This is a genomic window from Paraburkholderia fungorum, from assembly GCF_046026025.1.
In the GTDB taxonomy this organism is placed as follows: Bacteria; Pseudomonadota; Gammaproteobacteria; order Burkholderiales; family Burkholderiaceae; genus Paraburkholderia; species Paraburkholderia fungorum_E.
Genome location: NZ_JAQQFL010000007.1, coordinates 54,461 through 70,942 on the forward strand (window position 1 = coordinate 54,461; position 16,482 = coordinate 70,942).

20 protein-coding genes are annotated in these 16,482 nt (G+C 63.1%); 9 read left to right on the forward strand and 11 right to left on the reverse strand.

Annotated features, from left to right (window positions below):
• Positions 1-227 precede the first annotated feature (227 nt).
• Complete coding sequence (locus PQR67_RS10250; RefSeq protein WP_408457841.1) at positions 228-893, reverse strand: DUF1345 domain-containing protein; 666 nt, start codon at positions 891-893, stop codon at positions 228-230.
• Between the two features lie 188 nt (positions 894-1,081).
• Between PQR67_RS10250 and PQR67_RS10255 the strand changes: the two genes are divergently transcribed.
• The 4 genes from PQR67_RS10255 (at position 1,082) to PQR67_RS10270 (ending at position 5,705) form a co-directional block, all read left to right on the forward strand.
• Positions 1,082-1,732, forward strand: a complete 651-nt coding sequence (locus tag PQR67_RS10255) for a sugar dehydrogenase complex small subunit (RefSeq protein WP_408457844.1) — start codon at positions 1,082-1,084, stop codon at positions 1,730-1,732.
• A gap of 36 nt (positions 1,733-1,768) precedes the next feature.
• Positions 1,769-3,370, forward strand: a complete 1,602-nt coding sequence (locus tag PQR67_RS10260; protein ID WP_408457847.1) for a GMC family oxidoreductase — start codon at positions 1,769-1,771, stop codon at positions 3,368-3,370.
• 19 nt (positions 3,371-3,389) lie between these two features.
• Positions 3,390-4,820 carry a c-type cytochrome gene (locus PQR67_RS10265; RefSeq protein WP_408457850.1) on the forward strand — a complete coding sequence of 477 codons (1,431 nt, stop codon included), beginning with the start codon at positions 3,390-3,392 and terminating at the stop codon, positions 4,818-4,820.
• Positions 4,821-4,967: 147 nt separating this feature from the next.
• Entirely contained in the window at positions 4,968-5,705 is a 738-nt protein-coding gene (locus PQR67_RS10270; protein ID WP_408457852.1) for a metallophosphoesterase, read from the forward strand.
• A 7-nt stretch (positions 5,706-5,712) separates the two neighbouring features.
• Here the strand turns inward: PQR67_RS10270 and PQR67_RS10275 are convergent, their stop codons facing one another.
• Both PQR67_RS10275 and PQR67_RS10280 read right to left on the reverse strand, forming a co-directional pair.
• Positions 5,713-6,414: an RES family NAD+ phosphorylase gene (locus PQR67_RS10275; protein ID WP_408457855.1), complete on the reverse strand. Its 702-nt coding sequence runs from the start codon at positions 6,412-6,414 to the stop codon at positions 5,713-5,715.
• Positions 6,411-6,848 (reverse strand): MbcA/ParS/Xre antitoxin family protein, encoded by a 438-nt coding sequence (locus PQR67_RS10280; protein WP_408457858.1) that lies wholly within the window; start codon positions 6,846-6,848, stop codon positions 6,411-6,413. Before PQR67_RS10280 ends, PQR67_RS10275 begins: the two co-directional genes overlap by 4 nt.
• A 112-nt stretch (positions 6,849-6,960) precedes the next feature.
• Here PQR67_RS10280 and PQR67_RS10285 point away from each other — a divergent pair, with 112 nt between their 5' ends.
• On the forward strand, positions 6,961-7,566 hold the full coding sequence (locus PQR67_RS10285) for a hypothetical protein (RefSeq protein ID WP_408457861.1): 606 nt from the start codon (positions 6,961-6,963) through the stop codon (positions 7,564-7,566).
• An 8-nt stretch (positions 7,567-7,574) separates the two neighbouring features.
• Here the strand turns inward: PQR67_RS10285 and PQR67_RS10290 are convergent, their stop codons facing one another.
• The 4 genes from PQR67_RS10290 to PQR67_RS10305 are packed head-to-tail and all read right to left on the reverse strand — an operon-like array spanning position 7,575 to position 10,070.
• Positions 7,575-8,498: an HTH-type transcriptional regulator ArgP gene (locus tag PQR67_RS10290; RefSeq protein WP_408457864.1), complete on the reverse strand. Its 924-nt coding sequence runs from the start codon at positions 8,496-8,498 to the stop codon at positions 7,575-7,577.
• A 25-nt stretch (positions 8,499-8,523) separates the two neighbouring features.
• Complete coding sequence (locus PQR67_RS10295) at positions 8,524-8,925, reverse strand: DUF2442 domain-containing protein (protein WP_408457867.1); 402 nt, start codon at positions 8,923-8,925, stop codon at positions 8,524-8,526.
• Positions 8,922-9,164 carry a DUF4160 domain-containing protein gene (locus tag PQR67_RS10300; protein WP_408457870.1) on the reverse strand — a complete coding sequence of 81 codons (243 nt, stop codon included), beginning with the start codon at positions 9,162-9,164 and terminating at the stop codon, positions 8,922-8,924. Before PQR67_RS10300 ends, PQR67_RS10295 begins: the two co-directional genes overlap by 4 nt.
• Before the next feature lie 54 nt (positions 9,165-9,218).
• Positions 9,219-10,070 carry a LysR family transcriptional regulator gene (locus tag PQR67_RS10305; protein WP_408457873.1) on the reverse strand — a complete coding sequence of 284 codons (852 nt, stop codon included), beginning with the start codon at positions 10,068-10,070 and terminating at the stop codon, positions 9,219-9,221.
• A 100-nt stretch (positions 10,071-10,170) separates the two neighbouring features.
• Between PQR67_RS10305 and PQR67_RS10310 the strand changes: the two genes are divergently transcribed.
• Complete coding sequence (locus PQR67_RS10310) at positions 10,171-10,554, forward strand: tautomerase family protein (protein WP_408457876.1); 384 nt, start codon at positions 10,171-10,173, stop codon at positions 10,552-10,554.
• Between the two features lie 80 nt (positions 10,555-10,634).
• Positions 10,635-11,471 carry a TOBE domain-containing protein gene (locus PQR67_RS10315; RefSeq protein WP_408457879.1) on the forward strand — a complete coding sequence of 279 codons (837 nt, stop codon included), beginning with the start codon at positions 10,635-10,637 and terminating at the stop codon, positions 11,469-11,471.
• Positions 11,472-11,506: 35 nt separating this feature from the next.
• On the opposite strand, the gene PQR67_RS10320 is transcribed toward PQR67_RS10315, so the two are convergent.
• The 4 genes from PQR67_RS10320 to PQR67_RS10335 all read right to left on the reverse strand — a co-directional run bounded on the left by PQR67_RS10320 (position 11,507) and on the right by PQR67_RS10335 (position 14,547).
• The gene (locus tag PQR67_RS10320) at positions 11,507-12,208 is read right to left on the reverse strand and encodes a sulfate/molybdate ABC transporter ATP-binding protein (RefSeq protein ID WP_408457882.1); all 702 of its coding nucleotides are present in this window, start codon (positions 12,206-12,208) and stop codon (positions 11,507-11,509) included.
• A gap of 1 nt (position 12,209) precedes the next feature.
• On the reverse strand, positions 12,210-12,884 hold the full coding sequence (modB, locus tag PQR67_RS10325) for a molybdate ABC transporter permease subunit (RefSeq protein ID WP_279223513.1): 675 nt from the start codon (positions 12,882-12,884) through the stop codon (positions 12,210-12,212).
• Between the two features lie 18 nt (positions 12,885-12,902).
• Positions 12,903-13,676: a molybdate ABC transporter substrate-binding protein gene (gene modA, locus PQR67_RS10330; protein ID WP_408457884.1), complete on the reverse strand. Its 774-nt coding sequence runs from the start codon at positions 13,674-13,676 to the stop codon at positions 12,903-12,905.
• A gap of 169 nt (positions 13,677-13,845) precedes the next feature.
• Positions 13,846-14,547, reverse strand: a complete 702-nt coding sequence (locus PQR67_RS10335; protein WP_408457887.1) for a phosphatase PAP2 family protein — start codon at positions 14,545-14,547, stop codon at positions 13,846-13,848.
• A gap of 357 nt (positions 14,548-14,904) precedes the next feature.
• Between PQR67_RS10335 and PQR67_RS10340 the strand changes: the two genes are divergently transcribed.
• Together PQR67_RS10340 and PQR67_RS10345 are read left to right on the forward strand one after the other, a co-directional pair.
• The gene (locus PQR67_RS10340; protein ID WP_408457889.1) at positions 14,905-16,110 is read left to right on the forward strand and encodes an extracellular catalytic domain type 1 short-chain-length polyhydroxyalkanoate depolymerase; all 1,206 of its coding nucleotides are present in this window, start codon (positions 14,905-14,907) and stop codon (positions 16,108-16,110) included.
• A 107-nt stretch (positions 16,111-16,217) separates the two neighbouring features.
• A complete protein-coding gene (locus tag PQR67_RS10345) occupies positions 16,218-16,394 on the forward strand; it encodes a DUF3563 family protein (RefSeq protein WP_408457892.1) in 177 nt (58 codons plus the stop codon).
• Positions 16,395-16,482: the final 88 nt, after the last annotated feature.

The window sequence follows — 16,482 nt, forward strand, 5'->3', positions numbered from 1 at the left end:
TGACGCCAGGCGTCGAGGGCGCCGGACTGGCCAGAACCATTTGCAAGACGCAGCAAACGCTGTGCCAGTGCGTTCCGGGAGCGAATGGAAGGAAGCGAAAAGGTGGGGGATGCGCGCCCGGCAGGAGGGGGCGCGGAAGGGACACGGAAGCGGCCCGAGGCAGTGTTGCCCGCGGGCGCGGACGGCCCGCGTGTAAAACGGGCGGGCCTCGTCCGGGTTTTACACGGCTAGGAGCCGAGCAGGCCCGCTGCGATGTTCACGCACAAGCCGAGCACCGCGACATTGAAGTAGAACGACAGGATCGACTGCGCGAGCGCCGCGCGGCGGATCGACCGCGAGCGCAGCACCACGTCCGAGGTTTGTGAGGCGACCGCAATCGTGAACGAGAAGTACAGGAAGTCCCAGTAGTTCGGCTGGAGCTTGTGGTCGGGAAACAGCAGTGCGGTCTCCGTTGCATCCGGGTCGTAGTACAGCCGTGCGTAATGCATGGTGAAAATGGTCGGAATCAGGAACCATGCGCCGAACATCGTGAGGCCGGTCAGCAGGTAGTGCCACAGCGTCGAGGTGCCGGCGGTGCCCTTCGCCGAGGCCAGTTCGAGCACGATCGCGACAATACTGGCGATCGTCGCGACGCAGATCACGACCAGCACCACACCGGCGTTTTCATCGTCGCGCCGTGCGAACTCGCGGACCCGGCCTTCGTCGGCCATGGCCATGTGTATCCAGATCAGCACCAGATAGCTCCACACCGCGGCATCCCAGCCGGCCAGAACACGCACCATGGTGTGGGTGTGTTCGGGGAGCACCAGCAGCGCGACCACGAGGCCGACGGCGAGGCCCGCCAGCATGCGGGGTCGATTGCGAAGAACCTGCGGATAAAGTTTTATGGGCATGGGGTCAAGGATGGAGGGCCGTCTGTGTCGCGAATTCTACCCGTGCTTCGAGCGCCATTTGTCGAATCGGTGAATCACAGGCTATAGTCGTTTGCAGTGGTCTTGCGCGCCGGTTTCAGTTGAAAGGCGATTGGCAGGCGGCATGCCTGCCGGAATGACTCACGATCGACTCACCATCTGGAGTCCCCATGACAGATGCTTCCGAGAACAAAGATGCGCACCACGACGTGACGCATCTGGCCGGTTTTTCGTCATCAACTTCGTCCTCCCCGCAGTCGCCTTCGCTTCAAGCTTCGCGTTCACGGTTGTTTTCATTTTCGTTCTCGGCTCCGCGCAGGGCATGGGTGCTAGGCGCATGTGCCACCGCTGCCGCGCTCGCGATTGCCGGCGCGGGCCGCTCGCTCTCGTGGATCACCCCGGCGTTCGCCGACGCCCCCGCCGGCGGCGGGCTCGATGCCTTCCTCGCACTCTCGCAACGTCTCACCGGCCGCACCGGCTTCGACGCCGTGCTCGGCAAGCGCGTCTATGACGCGCTCGCCAGATCCGACAGCCAGTTCTCGCAGAACGTCGCCGCGCTCAACATGTGGCTGCAAACCCATGGCGGGGTGCCGTCCGATACGGTCACGCAGGCACTGCAGGCCGATCAGCCGGTGCTCGCCAAGTCCGTCGGCGCGATCATGCGTGCGTGGTATCTCGGCCTGGTGGGCGACATGCCGCATGTGGACGTGGTCGCTTATGAAAAAGCGCTGATGTTCGAGCCGGTCAAAGATGTGTTGACGATTCCGTCCTATTGCCGCGATGTGCCGTTCTACTGGACGCAGAAGCCGGCGAATGCCTGAACGACGTTCGTCTCGTCGACATACAAGAGGGCAACAATGGCAAACTCAAATTCCGCCGACGTCGTCGTGGTCGGGTCGGGCGTGGCAGGTGGGCTGGTTGCGCATCAGATGGCGTTGGCCGGTGCATCGGTGATTCTGCTCGAAGCGGGACCGCGCATTCCACGCTGGCAGATCGTCGAGAACTTTCGCAACTCGCCGGCCAAGTCCGACTTCGCGACGCCGTATCCCTCCACGCCGTACGCGCCGCATCCCGAGTACACGCCCGCCAACAATTACCTGATCCAGAAGGGCGACTATCCGTACAACTCACAGTATGTGCGGCTGGTGGGCGGCACGACGTGGCACTGGGCGGCCGCTGCCTGGCGGCTGTTGCCGTCGGATTTCAGGTTGCACACGCTGTATGGCGTGGGACGTGACTGGCCTTATCCGTATGAAACACTGGAGCCGTGGTACGGAGCGGCTGAAGTGCAACTGGGCGTTTCCGGACCGGACAGCACGATCGATCTCGGTTCACCGCGCTCGAAACCCTATCCGATGAGCCAGCTGCCGCTCTCGTACATGGATCAGCGCTTTAGCGACGTGCTCAACGCACAGGGCTTCAAGGTGGTGCCCGAACCGGTCGCGCGCAACAGCCGTCCATATGACGCACGGCCCACCTGCTGCGGCAACAACAACTGCATGCCGATCTGCCCGATCGCCGCGATGTACAACGGCGTGGTGCATGCGGAGAAGGCCGAACAGGCCGGCGCGAAGCTGATTGCCGAGGCGGTCGTGTATCGCGTCGAAGCGGACAACAAAGGGCTCATCACCGCGGTTCACTACAAGGACCCGAACGGCAACAGCACACGCGTGACCGGCAAGCTGTTCGTGCTGGCCGCAAACGGCATCGAAACGCCGAAGCTCATGCTGATGTCGACCACTGACAAATTCCCGCATGGCATCGGCAACAGTTCCGACCAGGTGGGCCGTAACCTGATGGATCATCCGGGCACGGGTGTCACCTTCCTCGCCAATGAACCGCTGTGGCCCGGACGCGGACCGATGGAGATGACCTCGATCGTCAACTTTCGCGACGGCGCGTTCCGCTCCGATTACGCGGCGAAAAAGCTGCATCTGTCGAACGGCGTGCCGACCATGGGTGTGACCGCCGACCTGCTGAAAAGCGGCGTCACCGGCGCGGAGCTCGACCGCCAGATTCGCGATCGCGCGGCTCGCACGCTGAACATCAACAGCTTTCACGAGCATCTCGCGGAGCCGCAGAACCGTGTGGTGCCCTCGGCAGATCACAAGGACGCCCTAGGTATTCCGCAGCCCGAGATCTACTACTCGATCAACGACTACGTGAGGAGGAGCGCGGCGAACACACACGAACTGTATGCGCAGATTGCCGCGTTGTTCGGCGGCGCCGAGGTCTCGTTCGACGATACGTTCGCACCGAACAATCACATCATGGGTACCACCATCATGGGCAGCGATCCAGGGGATTCGGTGGTCGATGTGGACTGCCGCACGCACGATCACTCGAATCTGTTCATCGCCAGCAGCGGCGTGATGCCGACTGCCGCCTCCGTGAATTGCACGCTGACGATCGCGGCCTTGTCGCTGAAGTTGGCGGACAAGCTCAAGCGTGAAATCTGAGCCTGAACGGAGAGCCAACATGACGAAGAACACCTCTCGTGTGCAGCAGGCCGGTCTGCCTGTTCAGAACACGCGTCGCCGCCGGTTTCGGATGGCGACCCTGGCAGCCATTTTTTCGCTATTCGCGCTCTATGTCGCCTGGCACGAAGCGCATGGACCTGGCGCGCGGCATAACGACGAACTGCCGATCACGCAGGCCCACGCGGACGACGCTTCGCAACCCGCCGATGCTACTGCGGGTACGCCGGAGGCGGTGGCCAGCAGCGATCTCGTGAAACGCGGCGAATACCTTGCGCGCGTTGGCGACTGCGTGGCCTGTCACACGGCTGACAAAACACGCCCGTTCGCGGGCGGCCTGCCGATCAACACGCCGGTCGGCACGATCGTGACACCCAACATCACACCCGATCCGGACACCGGCATCGGCCAATGGAGCGACGCCGATTTTCTGCGCGCGATGCATGAAGGTATCGGCAAGAGCGGCGAGCGGCTGTATCCGGCCTTCCCGTATGTGGAGTACACCAAGGTTACCGATCAGGACGTGATGGCCATTCGCGCGTATCTGAAGACACTGACGCCGATCCACTATGCACCGCCGGGCAATACGCTGAAATTCCCCTTCAATCAGCGCTGGCTGATGGTGTTCTGGAACCTGTTCAATTTCAACGAAGGCCGCTTTGTCCCCGATCCGAAGCAAAGCGCCGAGTTGAATCGCGGCGCGTACCTGGTTCAAGGTCTCGCGCATTGCGAGGAATGCCATACGCCGCGCAATTTCATGCAGGGTTTGAAAACGAGTTCGCGTTTCTCCGGCGCGGTCCAGGCCGGCTGGCATGCGTACAACATCACACCGGACAAGAACAGCGGCGTGGGCAACTGGAGCGATGAGGAACTGGCGGCATATCTCTCGACCGGCGCGGCGCCGGGGCGCGCCAATGCGGCCGGCCCGATGGCCGAGGTGGTGACTGACAGCACGCAGTACCTGACTCAAGAGGACGTCGGCTCGATCGTCAAGTATCTGCGTTCGCTGCTGCCGATCAACGGCGGCGAATCGCGTCCGCGCGATCAGTGGGGCAATCCCGCCGTCGACGACGTCACCACGCTGCGCGGCACCACGATCAATACGGTGAACGGCGCGCAACTGTTCATCGCCAATTGCGCGACCTGCCATAACTGGACCGGGCAGGGCGTGGGCGCAAGCGCGCCGGGGGCGTATCCGTCGCTGATCCACAACTCGGCGGTCGGCGCGAGCGACGCCAACAATCTGGCGATGGTGATCCTGCACGGCGTCACTCGTACGACGAAACAGGCTGACGTACTGATGCCCGCGTTCGGCACCGAGCTTACCGACGATCAGGTGGCCGCCATCACCAACTACGTGACCAGACAGTTCGGCAATCCGCAATCCACGGTGACGGTGGATCAGGTGGCCAAACTGCGCACGCAGCAATAACGACCGTGTCAATGGCGCGTTTGCCGGTAAGTTCTGCGGCAGACGCGCCATTTTTGCGTCGTTTCTACGTGATTCCGCTGATCTGTGACGCGAGGAAAGATAGGGACCGCGCATACGCACTTGCGGATGCCGAACTATCATGAGCGCATGGATCCCGTACTCGTCAACCTCGTTCAGCATCATTCGGCCAATCAGGGCGGCCGCGACTTTGTCGTGGGCGATTTGCATGGCTGTGTCGATGCGTTGCGCTATCTGCTGCGCGACATCGCGTTCGATCCGGCGCGCGACCGGCTCTTTTCGGTCGGCGATCTGGTGGATCGTGGCGAGCATTCCGAGCAGGCTTTGGCCCTGCTCGACAAGCCGTGGTTTTACGCGGTGCTCGGCAATCACGAAGACACTTTGTGCGCGGTGGTCGATGGACGCATGCGGCGCCAGTGGTGGTACGGAATTGGCGGAACGTGGGCCGCGGATGTACCCGACGAACGCTTGCAGCAGTACGCCGAACGTCTGCGGACGCTGCCGCTCGTGCGTGTGGTGGGCAGCGGCAAGGCGCGCTTCAATATTCTGCACGCCGAATTCTTCGGTACGGACGCCGAACTCGACGCCGGAAATTTTTCGGCAGAAACGCGCCAGCAATTGCTGTGGGGGCGCGATCTGGCCGTGGGCAATAGCGATCCGCAGCGGCAGCGCGGGCTTTCACTGACGTATTGCGGCCATACGCCGATGCGCGACATTCAGCAGATCGGTTCACAGGTGTTTATCGACACCGGCGCATTCGGACCTGGCGGCAAACTGACGATCGTGGAGCCCCTGGCGTTGCGGCGCTGGTCGATCTCGGTCGAGGCGGCGCGGGAGAGCGGCGCGGCGGCGCTGGCCTTGCCTTGAGTGCGGCTCAACCCACCTGATTCAGTTCGAACACGATATCGATAGCCGCGCCGTTCCAGTTGTATTCCAGATACGCCGCGTGATGGCAGTCGCGCAGCAGTGTGGTTCTGAACGCGGCGAGGCACTCGCCTTCGTCATCCCGTACCGACGGATACACGATGCCGGGCGCGCCGGCCTCGCGCGCGGCGCGGCCGAGCGATTGTCCGGCGACATAGTCGTCGGGCGACAGCACCGCGAGATCGAGCGATGCGTCGCCGCGAATATCGACCACGTTGCCTTGCGCCGCCACGGTGTAGAGGCGCATCTGCTGCCGCATGGGCGGCTCGGCGGTTGCCTCCAGAAATTTCCCCGTGTGATAACGCGTTTCGGCGATGGCCGTGGCACGCGAACGGGCGCAGTAGAAGACGCCAAACGTGCCGTCCGAGAAGCGGCTGCCGAGCGGATTCAGATGCGTCAACGCGGCCATGATCGGTCCATATCCCGGGCCGAAACGACGCTCGTCGCGCGGTACGAGATCAAGTTCGCCGACTTCGGTGCGCAAGCGGTCGTTGGTCATCGCTTCGAGCGCATAGAGCGCGTCGAAATCTTCGGGCGATGCGACACGGTCGAACAGATTGACGGCCGGAAAGCGCGTCGGAATCACGCGATACGCGGGCGACCAGTCGAGCGGCGCGCTGCGCCAGCGGTCCTGCCAATGCGTTTTTGTCACGCCCAGCCGCCTCGCATCGCGTCGAGATACTGGCGCACGGCCACGAGATCGCTGATGTTGCCGGCCAGCATGCGGTCGAGCGCGCGGCGGCCACCGAACGGCGGCGCGCTGTTGGGGCGCCTGATCCAGGTGTCGGCGGCGCTGGGCTGTGGCAGCAGAATTTGCAGTGCCTTATAGATGCCAAGCAGCAGCGACAGGCGTTCCAGCGTGTCGCGGCCCAGACGTGCTGCTTGCGGGGCGGATTTCCATTTGAAATAGGTGGAACGGCCCGGCGAGCCGAGCAGCACGATCTGCTCGTCGGCGCTCAGGTCCCAGTCTCGCGCGATGTTGAAGAACGCGCGCAGGCCTGCCGCCGACATTTCGGTGAGCGTGGGTTCCGAAACCGGCCGACGGATCGGCGATTCGGGCTGGGTGGCGCGAGCAGCGTGAGCCATGACTGAGTAAGTCCTTATTTGTACTTGATGTTGATATTAGTCTAAATATGGATTATTGCAAGAGAATATAATCCCGGCTCGTTATGAAGCCGAAGATCAGGAGAAGCAGGAGATGTGGGTTCGTGCAGTAGCAACAGCAGTAGCGGTGTGGTGTGTGTCGGGTGCGGCAATGGCGGCTGGTTATGCGGAAGTGTGGAATCCGCCGGAGTCGGCCGGGCATGCGGTGAAGCACGCAAAGAAATCGGCGGGCGCCGCCAGGATCAAGCCGGCCTCCGGCGCCAAAACGGGTTTGAAGCACGCAGCGAGCGCTCAGCATGGCGCGCAGCGGGTTGCATCGGCGTCGAAGAGCGGCGCGCATGGTGGCGTGAAGAAGGTCGCGGGCAAGAAGGCAGGCCAGAGCGGCGTGGTCAAGAACGCGGGCAAGCCTAAATCGAAAGCAGCCGTGGTGGCGCAGGGTAAGAAGCCACACGCAAAAATGGCTCAGGCGAAGCCGGGTCAAGGCAAGATCATGCGCGCCAATCTGATTCAAGGGCATACCGCGCATTCCCACGCGGTTAAGGTGGCGGCTAAACCGCCTGCCGTTCCCATGAGCGCGCCTGCCAAGGCCGCAAACGTAGCGCCGAGCCCGGCTGCCGCAAACGTCACGGCAAGTCCCGCAGGCTCCAACGCTAATCAGGCTACCGCCAGCAGCGGTTCGTTGCCGCCGATCTTGCACTAACCGCCGGTTCAGGCGGCGCGTTTGCGTTTGATCTTCGCTCCAGGCGGAGCCAATGCGGCGCGGCCGAGTTCGACGATGCGCGCCGAGAGTTTTTCGAGCCGTGGCGACTGGACCTTCCAGGCGTGCCAGTACAACTCGACATCGGTGGGCTGCTTCGGCGCAAGGTCGACCAGTTCACCGCGCTCCACGGCATCGCCGAATTCCAGTTCGGGCACCATGCCGTAAGCGAGGCCACGCTGGATCGCCATGTAACGTGGCGCCGGTGCGGGCACGTAATGGCACGGATAAGCTTCCGGCGGCAGGCCGAAGCGCGTCTCGAGAAAGCGCGCCTGTAACGCGTCCTTGCGTGAGGACAGAATTACTGGCGCGCGCCGTGCGCTTTCACGCGTCAGGCCATTCGGAAACCATCGCTCGATGAACGTTGGCGACGCCACCAGCCGGTAGCGCATCGCGCCGAGCCGTTCCGCGAAACAGCCGCGCATCGGCGCCGGTTCAGTCGTAATGCAGCCGATCGCGAGGCCTGAGGCGAGTAGCGCGTGGGTGTGATCCTGGTCGTCGACGGTCAGATCCAGCAGGACGTTTTCCCGCAGCAGGATCTCGGAGAGCGCGGGGAAAAACCACGTGGACAGCGTGTCCGCGTTGACGGCGGCGGCGACGTTCAGCAGTGCTTCGTTGGCGCCCGCCAGATCGCTGGCAAAGTCGTCTTCGAGCAGCGCGGCACGCCGTAAATACTGCAATAGACGCTGGCCCATCTGCGTCGCTCGGCACGGGCGCGTGCGCACGATCAGCGGATTGCCCAGGCGCGTTTCTAGCGCCCGCACACGCTGCGATACCGCCGACGACGTAATGTTCAGACGCGCGGCGGCCTGCTCGAAACTGCCGGTTTCGATCACCGCGCGGACGGCGGTGGTTTGTCGGGGGTCGAGGTCCACTTGGTGCCTTGGGGAACGATAAGGCTTACGCAGCCTTTCGCGGACGGCCGCCTTTCTTGCCGTTCTCGCGGGCGGCCGCCGATTTCGCCTCGGATTTCACGCTGCCGCCGCTGCGTCCGATATCGCGCATCCATGCTTTTGAGCCGAATACGCCGTCGATCAAGCCATGTACCGACACGACCACATCAAGCGCCGGAAAAACGAGCGCAGAACCGAGACCGAAAATCTCGATCGAGCGCAAATCCGCTGCAGTCGCGTTGTGCAAGCCTTCCACATAGGCGATTGGCACCAGCAGCGAAATGTCATTGGTCAGCGTGATTTCGAGCCGTTTGGTGCGGGGTTTATAGCGCGCGCTGCGCGCGGCGGGGCGCCTGGCGGTTTCGGCGCCGCGTTCCCTCGCAAGCCGCCATTCTTCGCTGCTGTTCATGAGTGGATTCCTTTCCATGCGGAGCACAGGAACGGCACCATTTCGGTAATGCGTTTTGCCAGCCGGCGCGCTTCGCGTTCTGAATACCCTCGGGCCTCGCGGATGGAAGCCGGGCCCTCGGGACAATTCAAGATAAAGATAATCTCACCATCCGGACCGAGAACATGAACATGAGGCGGAGCGTGATCGTGAGGGTAGATGACCACGATCAGCCCGTCGATCCGGGCAATGATGGGCATGGCAGCTATTATATACCGTAGCCGCTTGGGTTTTTGAGGGCGCGGCCGAATGTCTCAACCGCTTGCCAATCCATTCGTCACCAATCGCAACGTTTCCATCGACCGCTCGTCCCTCACCCGCGAATGCAGTGTCACGCGCGACTCCGGCAACTCAGGCAAACCCAGCCGGGCGCCGACATCGACCAGGCCTCGCGGCGCCACCCGGCGCGCCAGCGGCGACACGGCGAGACCGGCCGCCACCGCGGCACCGACCGCTGCCACACCGCCGCCGACGAACACTTCCTGCCAGGCAAGCCCCGCTTCATTCAGCGTGTGCAGCGCGACGTCGCGCACATTGCAAGGCGGACTCAGCAGCGCCAACGCCAACGGCTCGCCGACGCGCGGCAACCATTCCGGCATAGCGAGCCAGCTAAGCGGCTCACTGAACAGCACGTGTGCGTCGTCGCGCGGCGGCTCGTCGGCGCCATAACGAACGATCACCGCGTCGAGCCGCCGTTCATCGAATTGCGCGAACAGCGCGGCCGAGGTACCCAGATGCAATTCGACCACCAGACCCGGATCGTGCGCGTTGAGCCGTGCTAGCAATTGCGGCAGGTTCGGTCCCGCGACATGTTCGCTCAGCCCCAGCGTGAGCCGCCGGCGCTCCACCGACAGCGAACCCAGTGCCCGCTCATGCGCGTTCAACAGATCGCGGGCCGCGCCAAGGAACGCATTGCCGTCCGCGGAGAGGCGCACGACGCGCGGCGTGCGCTCCACCAACTGCTTGCCGAGGTGTGCCTCCAGTCGCTTGAGCTTCAGGCTGACGGCCGATTGCGTGGTGTCGAGCGCATCGGCGGCCCGCGTGAAGCTGTGCAGGTCGGCGACCAGCACGAAGGCACGTACTGCATCGAGATCGAGAACTTTCATTTCAATTGAATATAGATGAAATAGCCGATGATGGCTGTTCATTATGACTGAGTGCGCCTAAGCTGTGTTTACCCCATCACAGCAAGCAAGGAGTTTCATCATGCCGCTCACACGAATCGCATTGCGCGCAGGGAAATCAGAGGAATACCGGAAGGCGCTGACGGACAGCATTCAGCGTTCGCTGGTGGACACGTTCAATGTGCCGAAAGACGACATCTTCATGCTTATCACCGAGCACGAAGCCGGCAACTTTGTGTACGACAAGCAGTATCTGAACGTCGAACGCAGCGACGATCTCGTGATCATTCAGATTACGTTGAACAACACGCGCACGCTCGAGCAAAAGAAGGCGCTGTACAAGCGCATGGCGGATGAACTGGCGGAGTCGCCGGGGCTGCGACGAGAGGATGTGTTCATCAATCTCGTCGAAGTGCTGAAGGAGAACTGGTCGTTCGGTAATGGGATCGCGCAATACGCGGTTTGAGCGACTGACGAATGAGATGGGCGGTGCTGCGTCGCTATAATGGTTCGCTGTCCTTTCCTCGCACATCGCCCGTTGCCGCCATGACATCCGACCACCTCGATCCGTCTCATGAATCCCTTGAACTCGGTGGCTCCATCTGGTTTCAGGCCGGCGCGCAAACGCTCGGCGGCGCGTCACGGATCGCGCTGCTTGCGGCGATCGGCGAGACCGGTTCGATTACCAGCGCGGCGAAAGCCATCGGCATGAGTTACAAAGGCGCGTGGGACGCCGTCGACACAATGAACAATCTCGCCGGCGAGCCGCTCGTGGTGCGCTCAACCGGCGGTAAAGGCGGTGGCGGCACGACGCTCACATCGCGCGCCGTGAAGCTGATCGAAACGTTTCGCGCGGTCGAACGCGAGCATCGGCGCTTTCTCGAACGGGCGGGGGCGGCCATTGAAGGCTTTGCGACGGAGTGGGATCTGATCGGTCGCATCGGCGTGAAAACAAGCGCGCGCAATCAGCTTTATGGAACCGTGACGGCGATCACGCGCGGAACGGTCAACGATGAAGTGACGCTGGCGCTGCCAGGCGGCCATACGCTCGTTGCGGTGCTCACGCATGAGAGTACCGAGACGCTGGGCCTCGTGAAGGGCGCGGCGGCGTTCGCGTTGATCAAGGCGTCGTGGGTCGTGCTGCTCGTGGAGAATGAAAACGGTGCGCCCTTGCAACTGTCCGCGCGCAATCAGTTGCGCGGTACCGTGCAGAGCGTGAAGCGCGGGGCGGTCAACGCGGAAGTGTCGTTGGTGATGGATGGCGGTACGGTGATTACCGCGGTCGTCACGAACGAAAGCGTCGATACGCTCAGGCTTGTGGAAGGCGGGACCGCGGTCGCGGCTTTCAAGGCGTCGAGCGTGATTCTCGGCGTGAAGGACTGAATGAACCAGGGGCGCTGCAAAGGCGCGCCCTCAGGTCAGGACTCGCTGCGCACGTAGCCCGTGAATGTCTGATTCTCGCGCACGCAACCATCGCTGACCTGCACGACCTGATCGCCGAAAGCGGCGACATCGTCGGGATCGTGTGTGATCAACACCATCGGAATATCGAGCCGCGTTTGCAGGTCCGATAATTCACTGCGCATGCGCTGACGCAGCGCGCTATCGAGCGCGGAAAACGGCTCGTCCAGCAACAGCAACTGAGGTTGCGCGACCAGTGCCCGCGCCAGCGCCACGCGCTGCTTCTGTCCACCCGAAAGCTGTGCCGGATGATTACCCGCCAGGCTTTTCAATTCAAGCGCGTCGAGCCAGTAGTCGACTTGCGGATGCGAGATTCGCGCGCCCGGATTGAGCCAGCCCTGCTGCAACCCGAAGCCAATGTTCTGCCGCACGTTCAGATGCGGAAATAGCGCGTAGTCCTGAAACAGATACGCAATCTTGCGCGCCTGCGGTTTCTGATCGACGCCGCGCGTGCTGTCGAATAGCGCGTTACCGTGCAGCGTGATCGACCCGTCGTCGGGGCGCAGCAAGCCGGCGATAGCCTGTAGCGTCAGGCTCTTTCCCGCCCCGGACGGCCCGAACAGTACAACGCGCTGCGTGGTCGTCCTGAATGAGACGTCGAGCGTGAAGCGCCGCTCGGCGCTCTGGAAGGTCTTGCGGATGTCGACGGTGAGCGGCATATCAGCGGGACGTCAAAAGCGTGTGCTGCGGCACCAGACGGCCCGCAAGCAACAGGATCACGACACACGTCACCGAAGTCACGAGCACGAGGAAATTGGCGGTGCTGTCGTCGCCGGCCTGCACGGCTGAATAGACCGCGACAGAAAGCGTCTGCGTGCGGCCCGGCAAGTTGCCCGCGATCATCAGCGTCGCGCCGAATTCGCCGAGCGCCCGCGCGAACGCCAGCAATCCGCCGGCGAGAATGCCGCGCGCGGCGAGCGGCAGCGTCACGCGAAAGAAGATTGCTGTCTCGCTGACGCCGAGCGTGCGCGCGGCCCGCTCGAGCTGGGGATCGACCGCTTCAAAGGCGGCGCGCGCGGACTTCAGGACGAGCGGGAACGCCACCACCGTCGACGCAATCACCGCACCCTGCCAGGTGAACACCAACTGGATATCGAAGCGGTCGAGCCACCCGCCGATCACGCCGCGCCGGCCGAGCACCACGAGCAGGTAGTAGCCGAGCACGGTGGGCGGCATCACGAGCGGCAACATGAGCAGCGAATCGATCACGTCGCGCGCGCCCGAGCGCCAGCGCGACAAACCGAAGCCGGCCGCGACGCCGAACACCAGATTGAGCGCGGTGGCCCAGCCCGCCACTTTCAGCGATAGCAGGAGCGGAATCCAGGCCTGTTGCATGAGCGTGCGGTACCTGAATTAATGCGCGGGCTTAAAGCCGTACTTCGCGAGCACGGCCTGGCCGGCCGGCGAGAGCACGAAGCTCATGAAGGCCTGCGCATCGGCCGCGTGACGGCTGCCTTCGACCTGCGCGATCGGATAGGTGATCGGCGTCTGCGTCGGCACGTTCAGCGCGACTTTGACCTTGTCGGGCATGACCGCGGCATCGGTGCTGAACACGAAGCCGGCATCGACTTCGCCGCGCGACACGTAGTCCAGGCTTTGGCGTACGTTCGATGCCAGCACGGCCTTCGCATTGACCGCGTCCCACACGCCCGCGGCTTGCAGCGCGCCTTGCGTATAGCGGCCAACCGGCACCGAAGCCGGATCGCCATAGGCCACACGCTTCACATTCGCCGACGTCAGATCGTTCAGCGAGGCCGGTGCGAAATGGCTGTCGGTCGGTACGATCAGAACCAGCGAATTGGCGGCGAAGTCGCGGCGCGTGGCGGGAACGATCACTTTTTCGGCGGCAGCCTTGTCCATCGCTTTCTGGTCGGCGGAGGCGAACACGTCGGCGGGTGCGCCCTTGACGATTTGCTGCATCAGCACATCGGACGCGCCGAAGTTCAGCAGGACCTTGGTGCCGGGATGCTGTTGTTCGAAGACCTCGCTCACTGCTTTGAACGCGTTGGTCAGGCTGGCGGCGGCGGAGACCACCAGTTCGTCGGCGCGTGCATTGGCGCTGACGGCAACGGAGACGGCGCTGGCGATGAACAGCGCATGTTTCACAAGGCGGCGGGACAGTGTCATGAAGGTAGGAATGTCCGGGGTGGGCCGGAACGGCGGGTTAAAACGCTATCGTAATATATGAAAGGTTATAGCGGTACCCATGACGATTATTCAATTGCGCGCATGAAGTGACGTGCGGATCGACGCGCGGGGGCTCCAGCTTCCGGAAGAGCGCCCGGCTGAGTGTGCTTCAGACGTCCGGCGAATGCGGCGGCGTAAGCGTGTTGAGGGTTTGAGACAGCGGTGCCGTAGCGGGGCGAACGTCGCGCACGGCCCGCCATTTGGCGCGAATGAACGGCCGGTCGTGACCGGACACCTTCAGCGCGATATGCGTGACCCAGCGTTGCGTCGGCACGTGCACGCCGTGCATCAACACCGCGAGGACCATCAGACTGGCGGTGACGGGCCACGCCGATAACCGGCCCGGCTGGAGATTCCACGCCATGCGCACGAACACCAGCGCCGCCAGTGCGCCGACCAGGCAGCCAGTGACGGCTTCAGACGGCGAGTGGGCGCTCAGCACGACGCGCGACAAGCCGACCGCGATGCCCGCGGCCAGTCCGAACACGACGCCAAGCAGACGGATGGCCGGCCGCGCCGGCAGCAGCATCAGGAACAGCGCGACCGGATAGACGGCCGTGGACAGCATGGCATGACCGCTGACGCCGGTGAAATCCAGTTCGCGTATGCCGACACCCCAGCCGAGAAAGGCCAGCTTGGTTACGGTTACCACGCCGATGGCCACGCCAAGCAGCAGCAACCAGCCAGCCGCCATGCGCCACGTGTAGCCGATCGCCAGCCAAAGCGCGATAGCGAACGCGAGCGGCAGCGTCATGCCGGCGGCGCCGAGGCTGGTGATCGAGTACCACAGGTGGACAGGTAAATCGGGCATGGCAAAAGAGCGACCAAGGCCGCGTAGAATCGGGTTGGTAATGGTTTAACGCGCGAACGGCGTGAATCGCCGACGCCGCGAAGGCGTATTCCGAAATTATTTACCCACCAGTATAGACGGGTGCTTCGGAGCAGACTTGCCACGCGCCAGGCTTTTTGCGACGGGACGTTGGCTGGCGAACAAGCATTGCGGAAGTTTGACGTTGTTGCTGTTACAAGGTTCGCCGGGCGGAAAATTCGGTGCTCGACAGTGATTTAGGCCGCCAGCATCGCATGAGGATTGGTGTTATTGTGCATTGCACAACAAAGCGTCGTTCTATCGGACGGCACCTGTCCCTTTTTGCGAGGTCACCCGCCGATGGCAAAAAGTCTATCGAAAATCTGGCTACGCGGTCTCAAGCGGCTGCTCGCCATTCAAACCGAGCACGCCCACGCGACCACCAAGCGCGCCCCCACGCGGCCGGCGCGCGCCGCCACCAGCAAGCCTTCGGCCAAGGTCCGTCCTGCCAAGCCAGTGGCAGCGCTACGCGCGTCCGCAAAACGCGAAGCGCCGCGCGCCGCGCCGCGGGAGTCGCGGGAGTCGCGGGTTCGCCCGCGTGCTTCGGCATGGGCAAGCGGCTCGTGGACGCGCTCGTTCCATTCGGCGCCTGTCGCGCCTGGGCGACTCGTCAACCATCTTCAGTACGGCTTGTATATCCCGTCTGGCCATGCGCACGAATCGATGCCGCTGGTCGTGATGCTGCATGGGTGCACCCAGTCGATCGATGAATTCGCGGAAGGCACGCGGATGAACGTGCTCGCGGACCGGTTCGGGTTTGCTGTGGTGTATCCGGAACAGTCGAAGCACGTGCATGCGCATCGCTGCTGGCATTGGTACGACGCCGGCGACAGCGCCGGCGGTGCCGAGGCCCGTGCGGTCGTCTCGCTGGTGGATTCGCTGGTTGCCCAGCATGGCTTCGACAGCGAGCGCGTGTATGTCGCCGGAATTTCCGCCGGCGCCGGCCTGACCGCGCTTCTGGCCGTCAACTATCCGGAGCATTTCGCAGCGGTCGCGCTGCATTCCGGCCCCGCTTTCGGCGAGGCCCGCTCAGGCATTACGGCGATGGACGTAATGCGGCGCGGCGCGCGCCGCGAGCCGGCCGCGCTGGTTGACGAACACGTTAATGTGGCCGACTACCCCGGCATGCCGGCCATCATTTTCCATGGCGACATCGATCACGTGGTCGCGCCGGTCAATGCGGACCAGTTGGCGGAGCAGTTTCTCCGTCTGAACCGGATCGTCGACGAGAAAGGCGTGCGCAAATCTGGCGAAGTCAAGGAAGAGCGCAAAGGGGGCGTGGTGATGCGCGACTATCTGCGAGGCGGGCGCCGCGTGGTGCGGCTGTGCCGTGTGCAGGGGCTCGCACACGCCTGGAGCGGCGGTGACGACGCGGTACCGTTTCATTCCGCCAAAGGTCCGGACGCGAGTGCCATGGTGTGGGAATTCTTCAGACACCAGCGCCGCACGGGCACCGGGCGTATCGCGGAAAGCACCACCACAGAGGCCTCGGCGGACTCGCGGTAAGGTTGGAACAACACTTCGAAATGAGTATTGGCGGTTTCTTGGGGTTTTCCCTATAATAGGGGTTATCCCTTAGGCGTTAACGCCTAAACTCATTGTCGAGGTTGACCATGTACCTGCTTACACGCCTGTTTCTGTTTCTGACCAAATCGCCCGATCAACTCGCGAAAGAACGCGCTGACGCATTCCTCGCAGAAGCAACCGATCTGTACGATCTGGAATTCCGTATGCGCAAGCTGGACCGCGAAGCCACCGCCCGTCATCCGGCGTGGATGACCCAGAGCTAAGCTGCGCGGGTTTGAAACATCGGCGCGTAGTGAAGAACGCCGGTGTTTGGGGGCAGGTCCCCAAGTGCCACAAGTCACAAAGTCATAA